Annotated in this window: 16 protein-coding genes; 6 read left to right on the top strand and 10 right to left on the bottom strand. The window is 70.7% G+C overall.

Going from position 1 to position 15,317, the window contains the following annotated elements:
• Positions 1-40: 40 nt before the first annotated feature.
• Complete coding sequence (locus ALI22I_RS20960; protein ID WP_202971032.1) at positions 41-1,297, bottom strand: vanadium-dependent haloperoxidase; 1,257 nt, start codon at positions 1,295-1,297, stop codon at positions 41-43.
• Between the two features lie 208 nt (positions 1,298-1,505).
• Between ALI22I_RS20960 and ALI22I_RS20965 the strand changes: the two genes are divergently transcribed.
• Positions 1,506-2,528, top strand: coding sequence for an LLM class flavin-dependent oxidoreductase (locus ALI22I_RS20965; RefSeq protein WP_077007236.1), 1,023 nt, complete (start codon positions 1,506-1,508; stop codon positions 2,526-2,528).
• A gap of 174 nt (positions 2,529-2,702) precedes the next feature.
• Here ALI22I_RS20965 and ALI22I_RS20970 read toward each other — a convergent pair whose 3' ends face one another.
• Positions 2,703-3,500, bottom strand: coding sequence for a helix-turn-helix domain-containing protein (locus ALI22I_RS20970; RefSeq protein WP_077007237.1), 798 nt, complete (start codon positions 3,498-3,500; stop codon positions 2,703-2,705).
• Positions 3,501-3,571: 71 nt separating this feature from the next.
• Between ALI22I_RS20970 and ALI22I_RS20975 the strand changes: the two genes are divergently transcribed.
• From ALI22I_RS20975 to ALI22I_RS20985, 3 genes are all read left to right on the top strand, one after another.
• Positions 3,572-4,384, top strand: a complete 813-nt coding sequence (locus ALI22I_RS20975; protein ID WP_179118299.1) for a phytanoyl-CoA dioxygenase family protein — start codon at positions 3,572-3,574, stop codon at positions 4,382-4,384.
• Positions 4,381-4,641 carry a hypothetical protein gene (locus tag ALI22I_RS20980; protein WP_077007238.1) on the top strand — a complete coding sequence of 87 codons (261 nt, stop codon included), beginning with the start codon at positions 4,381-4,383 and terminating at the stop codon, positions 4,639-4,641. Before ALI22I_RS20975 ends, ALI22I_RS20980 begins: the two co-directional genes overlap by 4 nt.
• A 350-nt stretch (positions 4,642-4,991) precedes the next feature.
• The gene (locus ALI22I_RS20985; RefSeq protein ID WP_077007239.1) at positions 4,992-5,357 is read left to right on the top strand and encodes a DUF5684 domain-containing protein; all 366 of its coding nucleotides are present in this window, start codon (positions 4,992-4,994) and stop codon (positions 5,355-5,357) included.
• Positions 5,358-5,605: 248 nt separating this feature from the next.
• Here the strand turns inward: ALI22I_RS20985 and ALI22I_RS20990 are convergent, their stop codons facing one another.
• Positions 5,606-7,414 carry a S9 family peptidase gene (locus tag ALI22I_RS20990; protein WP_077007240.1) on the bottom strand — a complete coding sequence of 603 codons (1,809 nt, stop codon included), beginning with the start codon at positions 7,412-7,414 and terminating at the stop codon, positions 5,606-5,608.
• Positions 7,411-7,578: a hypothetical protein gene (locus ALI22I_RS51025; protein WP_179118300.1), complete on the bottom strand. Its 168-nt coding sequence runs from the start codon at positions 7,576-7,578 to the stop codon at positions 7,411-7,413. The genes ALI22I_RS20990 and ALI22I_RS51025 overlap by 4 nt, the downstream gene beginning before the upstream one ends.
• Positions 7,579-7,669: 91 nt before the next feature.
• Here ALI22I_RS51025 and ALI22I_RS20995 point away from each other — a divergent pair, with 91 nt between their 5' ends.
• On the top strand, positions 7,670-8,278 hold the full coding sequence (locus ALI22I_RS20995) for an ArsR/SmtB family transcription factor (RefSeq protein WP_238598487.1): 609 nt from the start codon (positions 7,670-7,672) through the stop codon (positions 8,276-8,278).
• Positions 8,279-8,318: 40 nt separating this feature from the next.
• On the opposite strand, the gene ALI22I_RS21000 is transcribed toward ALI22I_RS20995, so the two are convergent.
• From ALI22I_RS21000 to ALI22I_RS21015, 4 genes are read right to left on the bottom strand one after another with little or no spacing between them, the layout of a single operon-like run.
• The gene (locus ALI22I_RS21000) at positions 8,319-9,335 is read right to left on the bottom strand and encodes a serine hydrolase domain-containing protein (protein ID WP_077007241.1); all 1,017 of its coding nucleotides are present in this window, start codon (positions 9,333-9,335) and stop codon (positions 8,319-8,321) included.
• The gene (locus ALI22I_RS21005; protein WP_077007242.1) at positions 9,332-10,234 is read right to left on the bottom strand and encodes a DUF6895 family protein; all 903 of its coding nucleotides are present in this window, start codon (positions 10,232-10,234) and stop codon (positions 9,332-9,334) included. Before ALI22I_RS21005 ends, ALI22I_RS21000 begins: the two co-directional genes overlap by 4 nt.
• Positions 10,231-10,965, bottom strand: a complete 735-nt coding sequence (locus ALI22I_RS21010) for a hypothetical protein (protein ID WP_179118301.1) — start codon at positions 10,963-10,965, stop codon at positions 10,231-10,233. The genes ALI22I_RS21005 and ALI22I_RS21010 overlap by 4 nt, the downstream gene beginning before the upstream one ends.
• Positions 10,966-11,011: 46 nt before the next feature.
• Positions 11,012-11,203, bottom strand: a complete 192-nt coding sequence (locus ALI22I_RS21015; protein ID WP_077007359.1) for a hypothetical protein — start codon at positions 11,201-11,203, stop codon at positions 11,012-11,014.
• 159 nt (positions 11,204-11,362) lie between these two features.
• On the opposite strand from ALI22I_RS21015, the gene ALI22I_RS21020 reads away from it, so the two are divergent.
• Positions 11,363-11,701, top strand: a complete 339-nt coding sequence (locus ALI22I_RS21020; protein ID WP_077007243.1) for a LysR substrate-binding domain-containing protein — start codon at positions 11,363-11,365, stop codon at positions 11,699-11,701.
• 71 nt (positions 11,702-11,772) lie between these two features.
• Here ALI22I_RS21020 and ALI22I_RS21025 read toward each other — a convergent pair whose 3' ends face one another.
• Positions 11,773-12,738: a diacylglycerol/lipid kinase family protein gene (locus tag ALI22I_RS21025; protein WP_077007244.1), complete on the bottom strand. Its 966-nt coding sequence runs from the start codon at positions 12,736-12,738 to the stop codon at positions 11,773-11,775.
• 211 nt (positions 12,739-12,949) lie between these two features.
• A complete protein-coding gene (locus tag ALI22I_RS21030) occupies positions 12,950-15,277 on the bottom strand; it encodes an Orn/Lys/Arg decarboxylase N-terminal domain-containing protein (RefSeq protein ID WP_077007245.1) in 2,328 nt (775 codons plus the stop codon).
• Positions 15,278-15,317 lie beyond the last annotated feature (40 nt).

Here is a 15,317-nt window from a genome sequence, read left to right on the forward strand (position 1 = left end):
CGCCCGCGAGCGACGGGCCGTCGAGTTCAGGTCCGGCAAGTTATCGACGCGGCTGGAAGTAGCGCTTCGTGATGTGGTTGCCGACGGCCGTGCCGAGTGTGGTGCCGTCGACGTCCGCGGAGCGGAAGTGGATGCCGGCCCAGATGCGTGCTCCGACGACTTCGGCGGTCGCCTGAGAAAAGCTGTCGAAGTGTCGCGTGGTGCCGCTGTCGACGCTGAACGCGCTGAAGGAGACACTGTCCCGGCCGAAGAAGTGCCTGTACGCCGTCATCTGCGCGGCGGTGCGGCAGGTGTGGCCGGAGGGGTAGTCGGGATTCGGCGGGGTGACCACCAGTGGAGTCCATTCGGGGTCGGCCGTGGTGGCGGGGTTCCCGTCGGTGTCGGCGGACCGGATGGCGGTGATCGGCCGCCAGAAGTGCCAGAACTCCTTGTCGTTCGCGCAGGCGATCGCGCCGTCCGTGCCGGTGAAGTCCGCCAGTGCGTAGAAGCGCGCGGTCTCCAGCACGCTGAGTCTCTGGGTGACGGCGAGGTCGCGCTTCATCCCCCAGCTGACGGAACGCCGGTCGTGCCACCAGAGCGCCGCATCGGTCTGGTCCGCGGTGCGGACGGTGCTCGTCGCCGAGCCCAGGCGCTTGACCTCGTTGAAATCGCGGGTGTAGGCGTGGCTCGTGACCGCCGGCGGCCTGGGGGTGCGGAACATCGTCGCGTCCGGAATGGCGAACGGCTTCAGGAAACCAACCCAGGCGCCCGTGTTCTCGAAGCCCGGCGGAGTGGGGCGGTACTGACCTGGCTCGGTGCCGACGGTCCAGGGCCGGGGGTCGAAGGCGCCGTCGTCCTGCCGTGCCGTGATCATCGCGGCGGCTGCCCGGGCGCCGACCCGGACGCCGCCGCGCTTCGCCGGTCCGTCCGGGATGCCGGCGAGCCACTCGTGGTACTGCGTGCGCAGTCTTTCCTGCTGTGCCGGGAAAATGGCGTCCAGCACCCGGTAGGCGGCCGTGCCGACGGCGGCGTCCGTCGACTCGCGTCCGTTGGCTCGCGGTGCGACGAGGTAGGGCTCGTACGGCGTGCCGGCGATCGCGTTCACCGCGTCGTAGACCGCGCCGCTGACCATCGCGAAACCGCGTCCGGCGACCTGCGGCGGCGCCTGCTGCGCGATGTCCCAGATGGCGGTCTGCGCGTTGATGTCCCACACGACGACCGCGTTCGGTGACGCGTTCGCATCGGCGACGGCCGACAGCGCGGGTGTGAGCGGCGCTGTCAGTGCGAGAGCCGCGAAAACCGCCATGCGGCGCGTCATGACCATCGTCAACCCCAGGCATATCCATACCGCATCGACACCACTACGCAACGTATCCCCGGGCGTCCCGCAGGCGCAATACCGCGCCGCCGCCAACAGCGCCCCCGCCGACCAGGGCGCCAGAGCCAGTCATGCCGGTTGGACCCCCACAGGGTCGACCGGTGGGTAGTTGAGGAATCAATCAGTGCGGTGGGGGCGTTGCACGGGCGTGAAGAAAATCGGTTTCCTGTCCTTCGGGCACTGGTCCGACGGCCCGCACTCGCGGACGAGGTCGGCATCGGACGCGGTGTTGCAGGCCCTCGACCTCGCCGTGGCCGCGGAGGAACTCGGCGTCGACGGCGCCTACTTCCGGGTGCACCACTTCGCGAGGCAGCTGGCCTCTCCGTTCCCCTTGCTGGCCGCGATCGGCGCCAAGACAGAACGCATCGAGATCGGCACCGGCGTGATCGACATGCGCTACGAGAACCCGATGTATATGGCCGAGGACGCCGGCGCCGCGGACCTCATCGCCGGCGGCAGGCTCCAACTCGGCCTCTCCCGGGGGTCGCCGGAGCAGGTGATCGACGGGTGGCGCTACTTCGGCTACCGGCCCGGCGAGGGCGACACGGACGCCGACATGGCCCGCAAGCACACCGAGGTGTTGCTGACCGTGTTGGAGGGCGAGGGCTTCGCCCAGCCCAACCCGCGTCCGATGTTCGCCAATCCGCCCGGCCTGCTGCGCGTCGAGCCTCACTCACCGGGGCTGCGCGAGCGGATCTGGTGGGGTGCGGGCTCCAACGCCACCGCCGTCTGGGCGGCCAAGCAGGGCATGCACCTGATGAGCTCGACGCTCAAGAACGACGAGGGCGGGGCACCGTTCCACGTGCAGCAGGCCGAGCAGATCCGGGCCTTCCGCAAAGCGTGGTCGGAAGCCGGGTGGCAACGCGAGCCACGCGTCTCCGTCTCGCGCAGCATCTTCGCCCTCACCTCCGACCTCGACCGCGCCTACTTCGGCCACGACGGCGACAGCACCGACAAGATCGGCTACATCGACGCCGACACCAAGGCGATCTTCGGCCGCACCTACGCCGCCGAACCCGACGCCCTGGCCGAACAGCTGGCCGAGGACGAGGCGATCGCCGAGGCCGACACGCTGCTGCTGACAGTGCCCAACCAACTCGGCGTCGACTACAACGCGCACGTGCTCGACAACATCCTCACCCACGTCGCCCCCGCCCTCGGCTGGCGCTGACCCACACCAAGACCAGGCGTTCTTCCGATTCGGCCGGCCGCCTGCGCGCACACTCGGACGTTCGACGTGCCGCAACTCCCGTCCGGAGGCACTCGCGGAGTAGGTGGTACCGATCCATGCGCTCCGTGACGAAGGTCGCCAGTGTCGATGGCCCGAGAGCCGCGGAGCCGGCGGTCACCGGCTCCGCGATGGCCGCGTGTCGGTCGTGACGTGACGCACTCCGGCTCGTACGGCGCGTGGTGGAGCGCCGAGTTCGCGGCGGCAGGCTTTGTTGAAGGACTGGAGGTCGGTGAAGCCCACCGCCGCCGCGACAGCGGGGATGGGCAACGTCGACTCGCGCAGGAGGTGGCGTGCCCGTTCCAGGCGGCGACGTCGGATGTAGGCGACCACGGTGTCCCCGGTCTCGGCGCGGAACAGGCGGGTCAGGTGGTTGTGTGACACTCCTGCCGCTGCGGCGATGTCGGGGACGGCCAGTGGTTCGGAGACGTTCGCCTCGATGTGTGCGATCGCGGCGCCCACCGCGCTGTGCGGTTTCCCGGACGCCGTCAGACGGGCCACCCGCCACAGCACGGTCCACACCTCCGCCGCGGCCATGGCCGGCACCGAGGGGGCGACGGCGATGGCGTGCCGCAACAGGCCCGCGAGCAGCGGTGTGTCGGCGCCGGCGTCCTGCATGACCGGCACGGTCAGCGCCTCGCCCTTCCCGGGCAGGCGCAGGTGTGCGTAGAGGTGCTCGGACCGGCCCCGGTACCGGTAAGACACCTGCGCCCCAGGCGGAACGAGGCTCACGTGCCCCTGGCGGATGGGGTGCGTCGTGCCGCCGACGGTCAGCTCGGCGGTGTAGCCGTACAGGTGCAGCTGCCACAGTTCGGGCAACAGGAACTCGTCACGACGGTTGCCGACGCCGTGCACACCCACCCCGAGGTTCACCACCACCGGTGGCACGTCGAGCCGGACCGTCACCTGCTCCATGGTGAAAAATTACCACTAATGGTGAGCACAACCCACGACATCGCAGGCCATCCGCTTCTACCGTCTGACGCATGGAAACCACTAGCCACCTGCTCTCCTCGGTGCTGATGGCACGGTTCGCGGCACAGGGCTTCCTCCGCCTGGACTCGGTCGTGCCCGACGACCTCAACACCGTGGCCAGGGAAGCCATGGAGAACGGCATCCCCGGAGTGCCGTACGGAACCGCGGTGAAAGAGGCGTTCCCGGACGGTTCGTTCGCCCGCCGTCTCGTCGATCTGCCACCCGTCGCCGGGGCGCTACGCAGCCTCGTCGGCCCGGACCCCACCGTCGACCACATCGCCGTCCACGTGCGCGAGCCGAACGAAGGCAGCGCCCAACCCCTCCACGGCGACGCGATCATCGACACCCGGCGCGACGCGTTCGACGTGCAGCTCATGTACTACCCGCACGAAGTCACCCGGGACATGGGCGGCACGCTCCTCGTCCCCGGCAGCCACCTGCGCCTCACCAACGAAACCGACACCGGGCGCTATCAGAACCTGCGCGGACAGATCCGACTGACCTGCCCGCCCGGCACGGTACTGCTGCTGCACCACGGCATCTGGCACGGCGGCAGGCGCAACGACTCCGCACACCGCCGGTACATGTTCAAGATCAGGTTCAACCCCACCACGCCCCAGATCCGGCTCTGGGACACCAGCGATCTGGACGACCCCGCCGTCGTGGCCGAACTGTCGACCACCTTCCCCTGGTACGAGCAGGCGACCGGACGCCTGGAGATCTACAACAGGGTTGCGCTGTGGCGTGCCCTGACCGACGACGACACCTTCGACATCGAGTACTGGGCGACCCGTGTGAGCAACCGTCCCGGGAGGACCGCGTGAAGCAACGAGTACTGGTGCTCTACCTGTCCACGTCGTCACTCGACGACCGGGTCGTCGGCTGGTCGTCCTACGACGGCACCGGACGTACCCGCCCGACGACCGGAGACAGCGACGACCCGCCGTACGAGACCGGGACCGACGCCCTGCGCGACGGCTGGCGGCTCTTCCAAGCCTCCCAACTCATCCCGCCCTACCCCGGCCACGAGTACGACACCTCGTTCCTCAAGCACGAGTTCCTGTTCGAGAAGCTGGAGTAACAGCCCGCCCGCCGCGGACGACGAGGCGCTGGCGTCGTGGGACGGCGGACGGGTCTGGATCGGCCACGCGGGTGGCGTGTGGACCGCGGTGTCCGAGAACCGCCTCCGGATCGCCGCCGTCACCCCGGCCCCGCACCTCCAAGGCGAGCCGACGTAGTCACCCGGCAACGCACGAGCGAGTTGCCGCACACCCGCCAGGCACTAGACTGGTCTCGAACGGCTTACGAAATGGTCAACATGCCACGGCCAGGCCCGCCGGCTGAAAAAGTCCCGCGCCGTGACCGGTGGGAATCCCCGGTGCGGGCGAACAGCGCCCGCACCTCCGCTGGTTGTCGGAAGGAAACTCCCCAGTGGACCAGAACGACTCGTCCGTCGGCATCATCCCGGGCATCATCGGCCTCGCGATCGGTATCTTCCTGATCGCGGCCACGTGGAAGATCTTCACGAAGGCGGGCAAGCCCGGCTGGGCGGCGATCATCCCGTTCTACAACATCTACGTGCAGCTCAAGATCGTGGGCCGCCCGGGCTGGTGGCTGATCCTGCTCCTCATCCCGCTGGTCAACATCGTCATCTCGGTGATCATCGCGCTCGACCTGGCGAAGTCGTTCGGCAAGAGCGGCGCGTTCGGCTTCTTCGGCCTCTGGCTGTTCGGGATCGTCGGCTACCCGATCCTCGGCTTCGGCAGCGCCACCTACCAAGGCCCCGCAGCCGCCTGATCGTCGCGACGACCCTCCCGCGCCTCTGCCGGCGCGGGAGGGGCTGTCCCGCGCCGCGCCGCAAGGCCGGTGGCGGCCGGCCGACGCGGGTCCACTTCGGACAGGTCGGCCACAGTCGGACGCCGGCCACGTCTGGTCCTGGTCGTGTTGGCGCCGACGACGCCGACACCAAGCCCGCCTCAGCCACTACGAACGACGCGGCTACCCACTCGCACAAGTGCCGTTGCGGTACTCAGGAGCGGTTCTCCCTACCGGAGGTGGTCGGCGAACCAGGACGCGACGAGGTCCACGGTCGCAGCCAGCCCGGCCCGGTCGATGTCGTGCCCGACGCCGGGGTGCATCACCAGCTTGGCTGGTTTGCCCAGCTCGCGCAGCCGTCGGTACATCCGCTCCGACTCCTCGGGGTTCACCCGCGTGTCGTTCTCGCCGTGCATGATCAGCACCGGCGCGACCACCCGGTCGGCGTGCTCCAGCGGGCTGCGGGCGGTCATCGCGGCGACGTCGGCCGGGTCGTCGGGGTCGCCGATCCAGTCCTTGGCCCGCTTGCGCCAGGTCGGCGGGAACGACCGGATGTCGCTGATCAGGTCCGACGACCCGCACTCGCTTACCCCGGCGCGCCACAGCCCGGGCAGCATCGTCAGGCACGCCAGCACGGCGAACCCGCCGTACGACGCGCCGTGCACGCCGAGCCGGTCCCCGGCCACCCAGTCGAGTTCCCGGAGGCGCCGCACGACTGCCTCCAGGTCCTCCAGGTCGCCGCCGCCCCAGTCGCGGTAGATCAACCGCTGGTAGCGCATCCCGTACCCGGACGACCCGCGGATGTTGGGGGCCGCCACGGCGATGCCACGGGTCAGCAGCTCCTGCACCAGGGGGAAGAACGTCGGTTGCGACTGGACCTCCGGCCCACCGTGCACGGTCACCACCAGCGGCACGGGTCGCTCGCCGCTCGCACCGTGCGGCCGGTACAGCAGGAACGGCACCGTCTCGCCATCCGCGCTCGTCACCCGAAGGACCTCGGGCACCACCATCCCGTCGGGAAGACCCGCGCCCGCGTCCGTGAGCCGACGGGCCGCGCCGCGCGGCAGGTCGACCAGGAACAGGTCGGTCGCCGCGTCCGGCCGGCCGAGTTGCACCAGCAGTTCACCCGCTGGGGTGAACCGCAGGACGTGCCCGTCCAACCCGAACTCGGTCACCGCGACACCGGGCGGCAGCCCCTCGACGTCTCGCGCCACGCCTCCGACCGAGGCCCACCGCAGCCGCGTGTACCCGTCCTCGTTGACGCCCCACGCCAGGGTCGTGCCGTCCGGCGACAGCGCCGCGCCCTCCACATCGGACTCCGGCGCGTCGACCCAGGTCAGCTCGCCGGCCAGGCTCAGCGCCGCCAAGCCGAGGAAGCCTCGGTCCCACGTGGTGCACAGGTAGAAGCCCGACGAGTCGGGCAGCCAGGCCACCGGATGGTGCTTCGCCGGGCCGCCGTCGGGGGTGACCCGGCGGGTCGTGCCGTCGACCAGGTCGCACACGAACAGGTCGTGCTCGGTGTTCTGGTGCAGGCGCAGCACGAGCAGCAACCGGGAGTCTGGGGAGAAGCCCATCGGCAGGTACCGGTCGTCGCCGTGCAGCACGATCCGCTCGGCGCCCGTGCGCAGGTCTCGCACCCACACGTCGAACACCTCGCGATCACGCGCGTTGCTCGCGTAGGCCAGGAGCGCGCCGTCGGCGCTGTAGGGCCGGCCGGTGTGCCCGTAAGGGGGGCCGACCTCGCACCGCACGCCGTTCTCGGCCACCAGCCACTCCACCGCGCCGGTGTCCGGGTCGACCTCGGCGAGCCGGTGGTCCTCGCCGCCGTCCGGGTCGACGACCACCAGCAGCCGCGCGCCGTCCGGCCGCCACAGGCAGCGGCGGACCGAGCCGGGCACCTCGACGAGCCGCGCCGACCCGCCGTCCAGGGGCAGCACCCACGGCTGGGGCCGGCCGGACAGGTCGCTCACGTAGACGACCGATGTGCCGTCCGGGCTCGGTTCCGCGCCGGACAGCCACTCGAAGTCGGTCCAGCTCATCGCCCCACCTCCGCGATCGCGCGCGGCACCGCGCCGTGCGCCGCCGCCCTCATGCCCGCACCAGTGCGGCTCACGCTGGGCTGCGCGACCCACGCCAGTTCGGCCGGCAGTTCGGCATCCCACTCGCGGACCCGGGCGCCGACCCGTGCGGCGAGATCGTCCATGACTCCCCCAGTGATTTCACTTGTTGCAATCGGTAGCAGTTAAGCAAATCACTCCTGGGCGCGGCAACACCGGGTGGGTTAACCTCCGCAGGTGCCGGCCCTGCCCGATCGCCCCACCGAACCCCGTGAGCCGACGCCGTCGGTGTCGGACGAGTCGCCTCGCGATGCGACGGTCGCCGAACTGAAGGCGCTCGCACACCCGTTGCGCTGGCGCATCCTGCGGCTGTGCTGGGACCGGTCGTTGACCAACAAGGAGCTGTCGCAGAGGCTGGGCGTGGCCCCGGCGACCGTGCTGCGGCACGTCCGTGCGCTGGTGAGGACCGACTTCCTGGCCGCCGAACCGGTCCGCAGCGGCACGCGAGGAGCCCTGGAACGCCCGTACCGCGCGACCGGTCGCACCTGGCGGCTCGGCTTGGCCGACGAGTCCGGCGAGGACCTGGCCCGCCAGGTCGACCTGGCCCTGCTCGCCGCGCACCGCGCCGAACTCCTGGAAGCGGGACCCGACGCCAACCGCGAGACCGGGCGTGGCGTGCTGAGGCTGGGTGCGGAGTCGCAGGCCGAGCTGAGGGAGCGCATGACCGCGTTGCTGGCCGAGTTCATCGAGCGCGACGAGCCGCACGGCGAGGCGTTGAGCTACCTGTGGTCGTTGGTCGCCCGCCCGGACGCCGACCACCCTGACGAAGGATCAGCGAAGGGATGACCGGTCACTCGGCGCACGAACCACCTGAGTCCCCCGGCCCTCACTCCCCGGCCAGCGAGCGCAACGCTTCGTAGGACCGCTGGACGAACGTGCTGCGCAGGGTCGGGCCCGCGTTGGTCAGCGTCACCAGGGCGACGCCGGCCTGTGGGCTGAAGCCCGCGAACGAGGTGAACCCGCGGGTGCCCCCGGAGTGGAACAGCAGCGCGTGGCCGGGTCGCGCGCGGTGGTTCCACACCAGGCAGAGGCGGTAGTCGGAGCCGGGCACGGCGACGCGCGGGCGGACGACCTCGGCGAGGGCCGTGGACAGCGGCGTCGTGTGCGGGGCGAGGTGGGCGGTGAGGTAGCGCAGCATGTCCGCCGCCGTCGAGCGCAACGCGGCGGTGGACTGGAGGCCGGGCATCCGCCACGGTGGCCGTGGTCTGCCGTGCCAGTACCCGGTGGCCTGGTCCACCCCCGAACACCCGGTGTCCGCCAGGCCGAGGGGACGCAGCACGCGATCGGCGAGCAGTTCCTCGAACGGCCGGCCGCCGGCGCGGGCCAGCACGACGCCGAGCACACCGACCCCGTAGTTCGAGTACCGGACCCATGCGCCGGGCGTCGACCGCAGCCGGGTACGCCCCAACGCCGCGAGCACCTCGTCCGGACCGAACGCGCGGTAGGGGTTGCTGAACCAGGCGGGCACGGCGGAGAGCAGCAGGCCTGGCGGCAGGTGCGGCAGACCGGACGTGTGGGTGGCGAGGTGCGCCGGCGTGATCCGGTCGAGCCCGTCGGACCGCAGCGGCAGGTACCGGCCGATCGGGTCGTCGTAGCGCACCTCGCCGCGGGCGACCATTTCGGCCAGCAGCAGCCCGGTGAAGGTCTTGGTCAGCGAGCCGATCTCGAACCGGGTGTCCGACCGCACCGGCCGCGTGCCGTCGCGTGCGGTGGCGCCGGAGGCCAGCAGCAGTTCGTGGTCACCGCACCGGGCGGCGACGGCGGCCCCGCTCGCGCCCGGCGCCGCCCACAGCAGCGGGGTGACGATCTCGGCGACGTGTCGCCGGACGTTCGATGTCGTCACGTGCTCAGCAGGCGTGAGAGCGCGAGCGTCCCGGCGATAGCCGCGACGATGGTCGGGTGCTGCTGGTCGGAGAAGCGCTGAAGGGGGTCGTCGTCCACGGGAGCACCGTCACGCGGCACCAATCCGTCGGCGTGCTGCACGCCCGCCAGCCGCTTCCAGTCCGCCTCCTGGAACAGCGGCTCGGGCAGGCAGACACCGACGATCAGCAGCTCTGCCACCAGGTCCCACTGCTCCACCTCCGACCAGATGTCGATCCACACCGGGAGCCAGGTGGCGACGTAGTCCGCCAGGTCCTCGGGCATGTCCTCCGGCCGCGCGCCCCAGTCGGTGAGGTGGAAGACCGTGTGGGTCAGGCAGTAGCCGGTCATCCAGTCGATGGCCCACGGCTGCGGAGTGGCGCCCAGCCAGGTCACCCGGGTCAACTCCGCCCAGTCCTCGCCGTCGCCGATGCCCACGATCCGCCGCGCGTTGGCCACGGCCAGCCGCCGGTTGGGCATCACCTCGGTCAGTGCGCCGAGCGCCGCACTGTGCGCCAGGAGTTCCTCCAGGCCCTCGTGCCGCTTGCCGCTGCGGGCGAAGTGCGCGTAGGTCTCCAGCGGGTCGGTCAGCACGGAGTGCCGGAGCTGGCGCTCGTAGAGCAGGTCGCCCTCGCGAACCTGCTGCCAGGCGAAGTCCAGCAGTTCACGGGCGTGCTGCGCTTCACCCGGTCCGGCGACGCCCTCGCGCAGCACGAGCGACGACAGCAGGACGGTCTCGCTGAGCGGTTTGTAGACGCTGTCGGGATCGCCCAGGTCGGCGGTGGTCTCGGACGGGAAGCCGCCCAGGTGCCTGTTGGCGTGCAGCCACGTGATCGCGCGACTGCTGATCTCGTGCGCCGCGTGGGCGACCGCCGTGCTCATGCGGGCTCAATTCCCAGCTGGTGCCGGGCGACGGCGAGGTCCAACAGCAGCCGCGGCCCGGTGCCGCCGTGCAGCCGGATCTGCTCCACCAACAGCACGGGATCCAGGGGCAGGCGGGTGCCGGAGTGGCTCAGCAGTGCCACCCAGCGGGCCAGCCGGGCGGCGTTGACGTAGTCCCGGCGCAGCACGGCCCGGACCGCGCCGCGCGCCAACGCCTTCCCTTCACGGCCGACCGCCTCGACGACCGGGCCGCCGACCTCGGGCAGCGCCAGCGGGGACAGTTGTGCGACGTGCACCGACCACTGCTGCCAGGCGTCGGCCGGGCCGAGCACCGCGGAGGCGGTATCGGGCGGTGGCGCGAACACGACCGCCTCGTCCGGGCCGGTGCCGGCCAGGCGGGTCAGCACGGTGGCCGTCGCCCAGTCGCGCCAGGCCGTCACCCGCCGCTCGTGCGTGTCCGGTTCGCCGACCGCCGGGAAGTACGCGAAGGAGTCGGCGACCACCGCGACGTCACGCCCGGCCAAGGGGCGGCTCAGCAGCAGGTGCGGCGCGAAGACGTCCGCACCCACCAGCCGGACCGCCCCGAGTGCGACCACCTGGTCGGCACACGAGTCCACGTGGTCGGCAAGGCCGGTGAACTCGTCACCGTGGAAGGCGTCGAGGATGCGACCGGCCAGCGTGGCGGCCGCGTCGGCGATGGACAGTTGCGCGATCCGGCCGTCCGTCGTCACCAGGAGCCCTCCGTGGCAGCGGTTCGTCGGCCTGTGGGCGCGAATTTCACTTCTTCTTCGGCTCCTCGGGGACACTGGGGGACACCAACAGGAGTGCGAGCAGGAGAGCGAGACCGGCCGCCTGCGGCGAGTACAGCGGCGCGTCGCTGACGGAAGTCTCCGGCTCCGCCATCAACCTGCCCAACGCAACTTGCTGTTCCGGTGTCGCCACCGACCGAACCGCAGTCTGCACAGACATCACAGCCTCCTCGAATCGGGAGCGCCAGCACACGACTGACAACTTCCACCTGAGTGCAGCACAACGGCGGACGTCCGTCCGATCGGGACGACCGGTCGTGCCGCATTCCACTCGTGTGAGTGATGAAACCCGTGTTCGAAGTGAACCGGCGCTGCTGGAGTGAGTCCGGAAGAGGCGAGCGGCCCGGAGGTGCGCGACGGCGGGCAGCTGATGCAACTGATCGCCCTGGGCCAGGTGGTCGCTGTGATCCCGGAATCGGCGCGGCGCCAGGCGCGGTCGGATGTGGTGTGCGTGCCGGTGCTCGACGCGCCGCGGACCTCGATCCTGTTGGCGTGGCCCGAACGGACGCGGTCGCGGCCGGTGGCCGCGTTCGTCCGGGCGAGCACGGAGGTCGCGGCCGGCGGTCGGGTGATCGAGACGGCGGCGGCTCCCTGGACGCGGACGACCGCGACCGGGCGACTGCCGGACCACCGGCCGCCGGCAGATCTATCCAAATAGGACACAGGTCGCAGGGACTGGAGCGTCGAAGGGGTGCCCGGTCAGTCCGGACGCCCCTTCGGGTCAGGCCCTCACACCGTTGGGGTAGTTGGAGTCCGCCCACCGGCAGAGGCCGTTGGGGCTCCGGTCCGCCGGCGGAACCTCGTACTTGCTGTAGGCGCCCTGGTCCTCCTCGCCGTCGATCCCGATGTCGAGCAGTTCCGCCCCGAGTCGACCTCGAACTCCGGCACCACCCACTCACCGTAGCCGGGGTACCGCTCCACGTGCCCCTCGGAGTCGGCGGAGAGCAGCGCCGACAGGCTTCGCACGCGGTTCACCGTCACCGTCACGATGCCGAGCACACCCGCGTCGAGGCGGGTCCTCGTCCCGAAGCCGTCGAGGGTGTTGAGGCGGTAGACGTTGTTGGACACCATGAGAACGTCCGCGGTCGTCGCGATCGCTCCGTCCGGACGGGCGAAGCGCAGGTCGAACCATTCCGATCCCGGGCCGAGCAGTTCCGGGAGCAGTTGCGCGGCGGTGGCCATCTTGGCGTCGCGGTAGCCCTCGGACTGGATGACCGTGCCGTAGACGCCGAGCGAGGCGTTGTTCACGAACACCCGCTCGCCGACCATGGCCAGGTCGACGCGCCGCTCCACCGCGTCGCCGAACGCGTCGAGCGCGCCGGTCACGTCGTCGCGGTCCAGGCCCAGGTCGAGCGCGAAGTGGTTGCGGGTGCCGGCGGGCACGCACACGAACGCGACGTCGTGCAGCCGTGCGACATCGGCGACCAGCGCCTGCGAGCCGTCACCACCGGCGACGCCGAGCACGTCGGCACCCCGGGCCACCGCCTCCTCGGCGAGCGCTCGCAGGTCGTCGCCGGGACTGAGCACGACCGTGCCGATCCCGAGCTCCACGGCCTTGTCGACGAGACCGAGACGCTCGGCTCTGCCACCGCCGGAGCGTGGGTTGAGGAACAGGACGCCGCGACGGGCCTGGTCGACCCGCTTCGCTCGACGCTCTCGGGACCGGCGACGCAGTCGGCGGGTGGGTCGTGTCATCGTCTTCCGACTCAGGGAAGCAGCGGCGTGGCCACGGCATTCTGACACCCCGCAGTCCGGATGCCCGGCAGACCGCCGCGAATGCCGAGTCGGCCGGAGAAGATTCCGCACAGTGCGGACGGAAGGCACCCGCGACCACTGCTTCCGGGATGACCGGCCGCCGGTGCGGCCGTGGCGCGGGACTACCGGGTCGGCCGTCGCAGGTTCGTCATCAGCGTTGTTCGGTGACGCACCTGATCCAGTACTTCCCGTCTTCGTGGTGCACGCCGTGCGTTTCGCTGGCGAATCCGGGGAAGCGCTGGTCGAAGGCCTCCAGCACGCGCAGGTATTCCAGCAGTGGACTCTCCGGCGAGCCCACCCGCTCGCCGGGCATCAACACCGGGATGCCGGGCGGGGTGGTGGTGACCTGGGTGGCCACCACGCGATCGGCCAGGTCGGCCAACGCGACGAGTTCCGTCTCGCCGCGGATGAAGTGTTGGTACGCCTCGCCGGGCGTCATCACGGCCGGCGGCGGCGTCGGGCTGGTGAACGCCTCGTTGAGCAGTCGGACGATCTTGCTCTCGGCCAGGTAGTCGTGCACCTCGGCGCACAGTTGCGGCAACGTCAGGCGGGCGTACCGCTCCGGGTGCGCGCGCACCAGCTCCGGGAGCACGTCGCCGAGCGCGGTGTCGTTGTCGTAGAAGTACTTGAAGTCGGTGAGGGCATCGAGCAGCGTGCCCCACTTGCCCTTGGTGATGCCCATGGAGAACAGCACGAGGAACGTGTAGACGTCGGTCTTCTCGACGACGATCCGCCGGGTCTCCAGGTACGCGGTCACGACGCGGGCGGGGATGCCGAACCCCGACACATCGCCCCGCGCGTCGACACCGGGACAGGTGATCGTCACCTTGACCGGGTCGAGCATGCAGAAGCCCGGCTCCAGGTCGGTGAAGCCGTGCCAGTCGGCGTCCGGTTCCAGCGTCCAGCAACCGGGCTCGGTGCGCAGCAGGGCGAGCGGTGCCTGGTGGAAAGCGGTCCGCCGGCCGGTGTCCGGGTCGGTGACCTCGGCTGGCTGCCAGACGCCGAAGAACCACGGCGGCCGGTCCCCCGCGTCGGCCAGCCGCCCGCCGAGCCGGATCATCGCCTGGCGGAACCTGATCGCCTCGGTGATCGCCTCGGTGGTCAGCCACTGCCCGGCCGGGCCGTCCATCATGCCCGCCGCGACGTCGCACGACGCGATCATCGGGTACAGCGGGGACGTGGTGCCGTGCATCATGTACGTCTCGTCGAACCGGGCGCGGTCGAACGGCGCCTTGCCGCCCGACTTCACGTGGATCATCGCCGCCTGGGACAGCGCGGCCAGCAGTTTGTGCGAGGACTGGGTGGCGAACACGGTCGGGCTCTGCGCGTCGGGTAGCGCGGAGCCGTCGGCCGCCATCCCATAACGCCGCGCGTACAGCGGGTTGAAGTGCCCGTAGGCGAACCACGCCTCGTCGAAGTGCAGAATCCGGGTGGACGCGCCGAGCAGTTCCTTGACCCGGACGGTGTCGTAGCACAGCCCGTCGTAGGTCGAGTTCGTGATGACGGCGTACACCGGGTCCGCGCTCACCGCCCGCGCGGCGAGCGGGGTCCGCTCGATCTGGGCGCGCACCGCGTCCGGCGTCAGCCGCCGCGGTGGGATGGGGCCGGTGATGCCGTAGCCGTTGCGGCTGGGCACCAGGTAGACGGGCCGGGCCCCGGCGAGGATGACACCGTGGTTGATCGCCTTGTGGCAGTTGCGGTCGAGCAGGGTGATCTCGTCGTTGGCCACCGCGCTGTGGATGATCATGCGGTTCGACGTCGACGTGCCGTGCAGGACGAAGTACGTCTCGTCGGCGCCGAAGATCCGCGCGGCATTGCGCTCGGCGTCGCCGACCGGACCGGTGTGCTCGAACAGCGAACCCAGTTCGCCGACCGAGACGGAGATGTCGGTGCGGAACAGGCGCTCACCGTAATAATCGTAGAACGCCCGGCCGACCGGTGATTTGAGGAACGCGATACCGCCCGCGTGGGCCGGGGTGTGCCAGGAATACGGGTGGGTGTCGTCGAACCGGCGCAATTCGCGGAAGAACGGCGGCAGGATTTGGTCGAGGTACTGACGCGCGGCGAAGTCGACCCGGCCCGCGATGAAGTCCGGGGTGTCCTCCAGGAGCCAGATCCAGCCGTTGATCACCTCCGAGACCCACAGCGGCGTCTCTTCGCTGTAGTCGCCGTCGGTCAGCAGGAACACGGGCAGCCGCGCGGAGAACCGGTCCAGCAGCATCCGCAACACCCCGCCGGCGACCGGCCGGCCGGCGTCGGCGGGCTGGAGCGTGCCGCCGGCCAGTTCCCAGCTGACCACGGCGGCGGCGAGGTCGGCTTGCGACGTGATCGCCGAGACCGCGTCGACGGCGGAATGCACCACCATCACCTCGTGCCCGCATTCACGGAGTTCCGCGCACACCTGGGCAACCTTCGCCGCGGGCACGGCGCTGTCGACCGCCGCTTTCTCCACCGCGATCAGAATGGTCGATTTCGTCATGGGAAATCCCCCGCGTCCGGCCGGTTCTTGCCGAGGTACT

Source organism: Saccharothrix sp. ALI-22-I, from assembly GCF_001984175.1.
Taxonomy (GTDB): domain Bacteria; phylum Actinomycetota; class Actinomycetes; order Mycobacteriales; family Pseudonocardiaceae; genus Actinosynnema.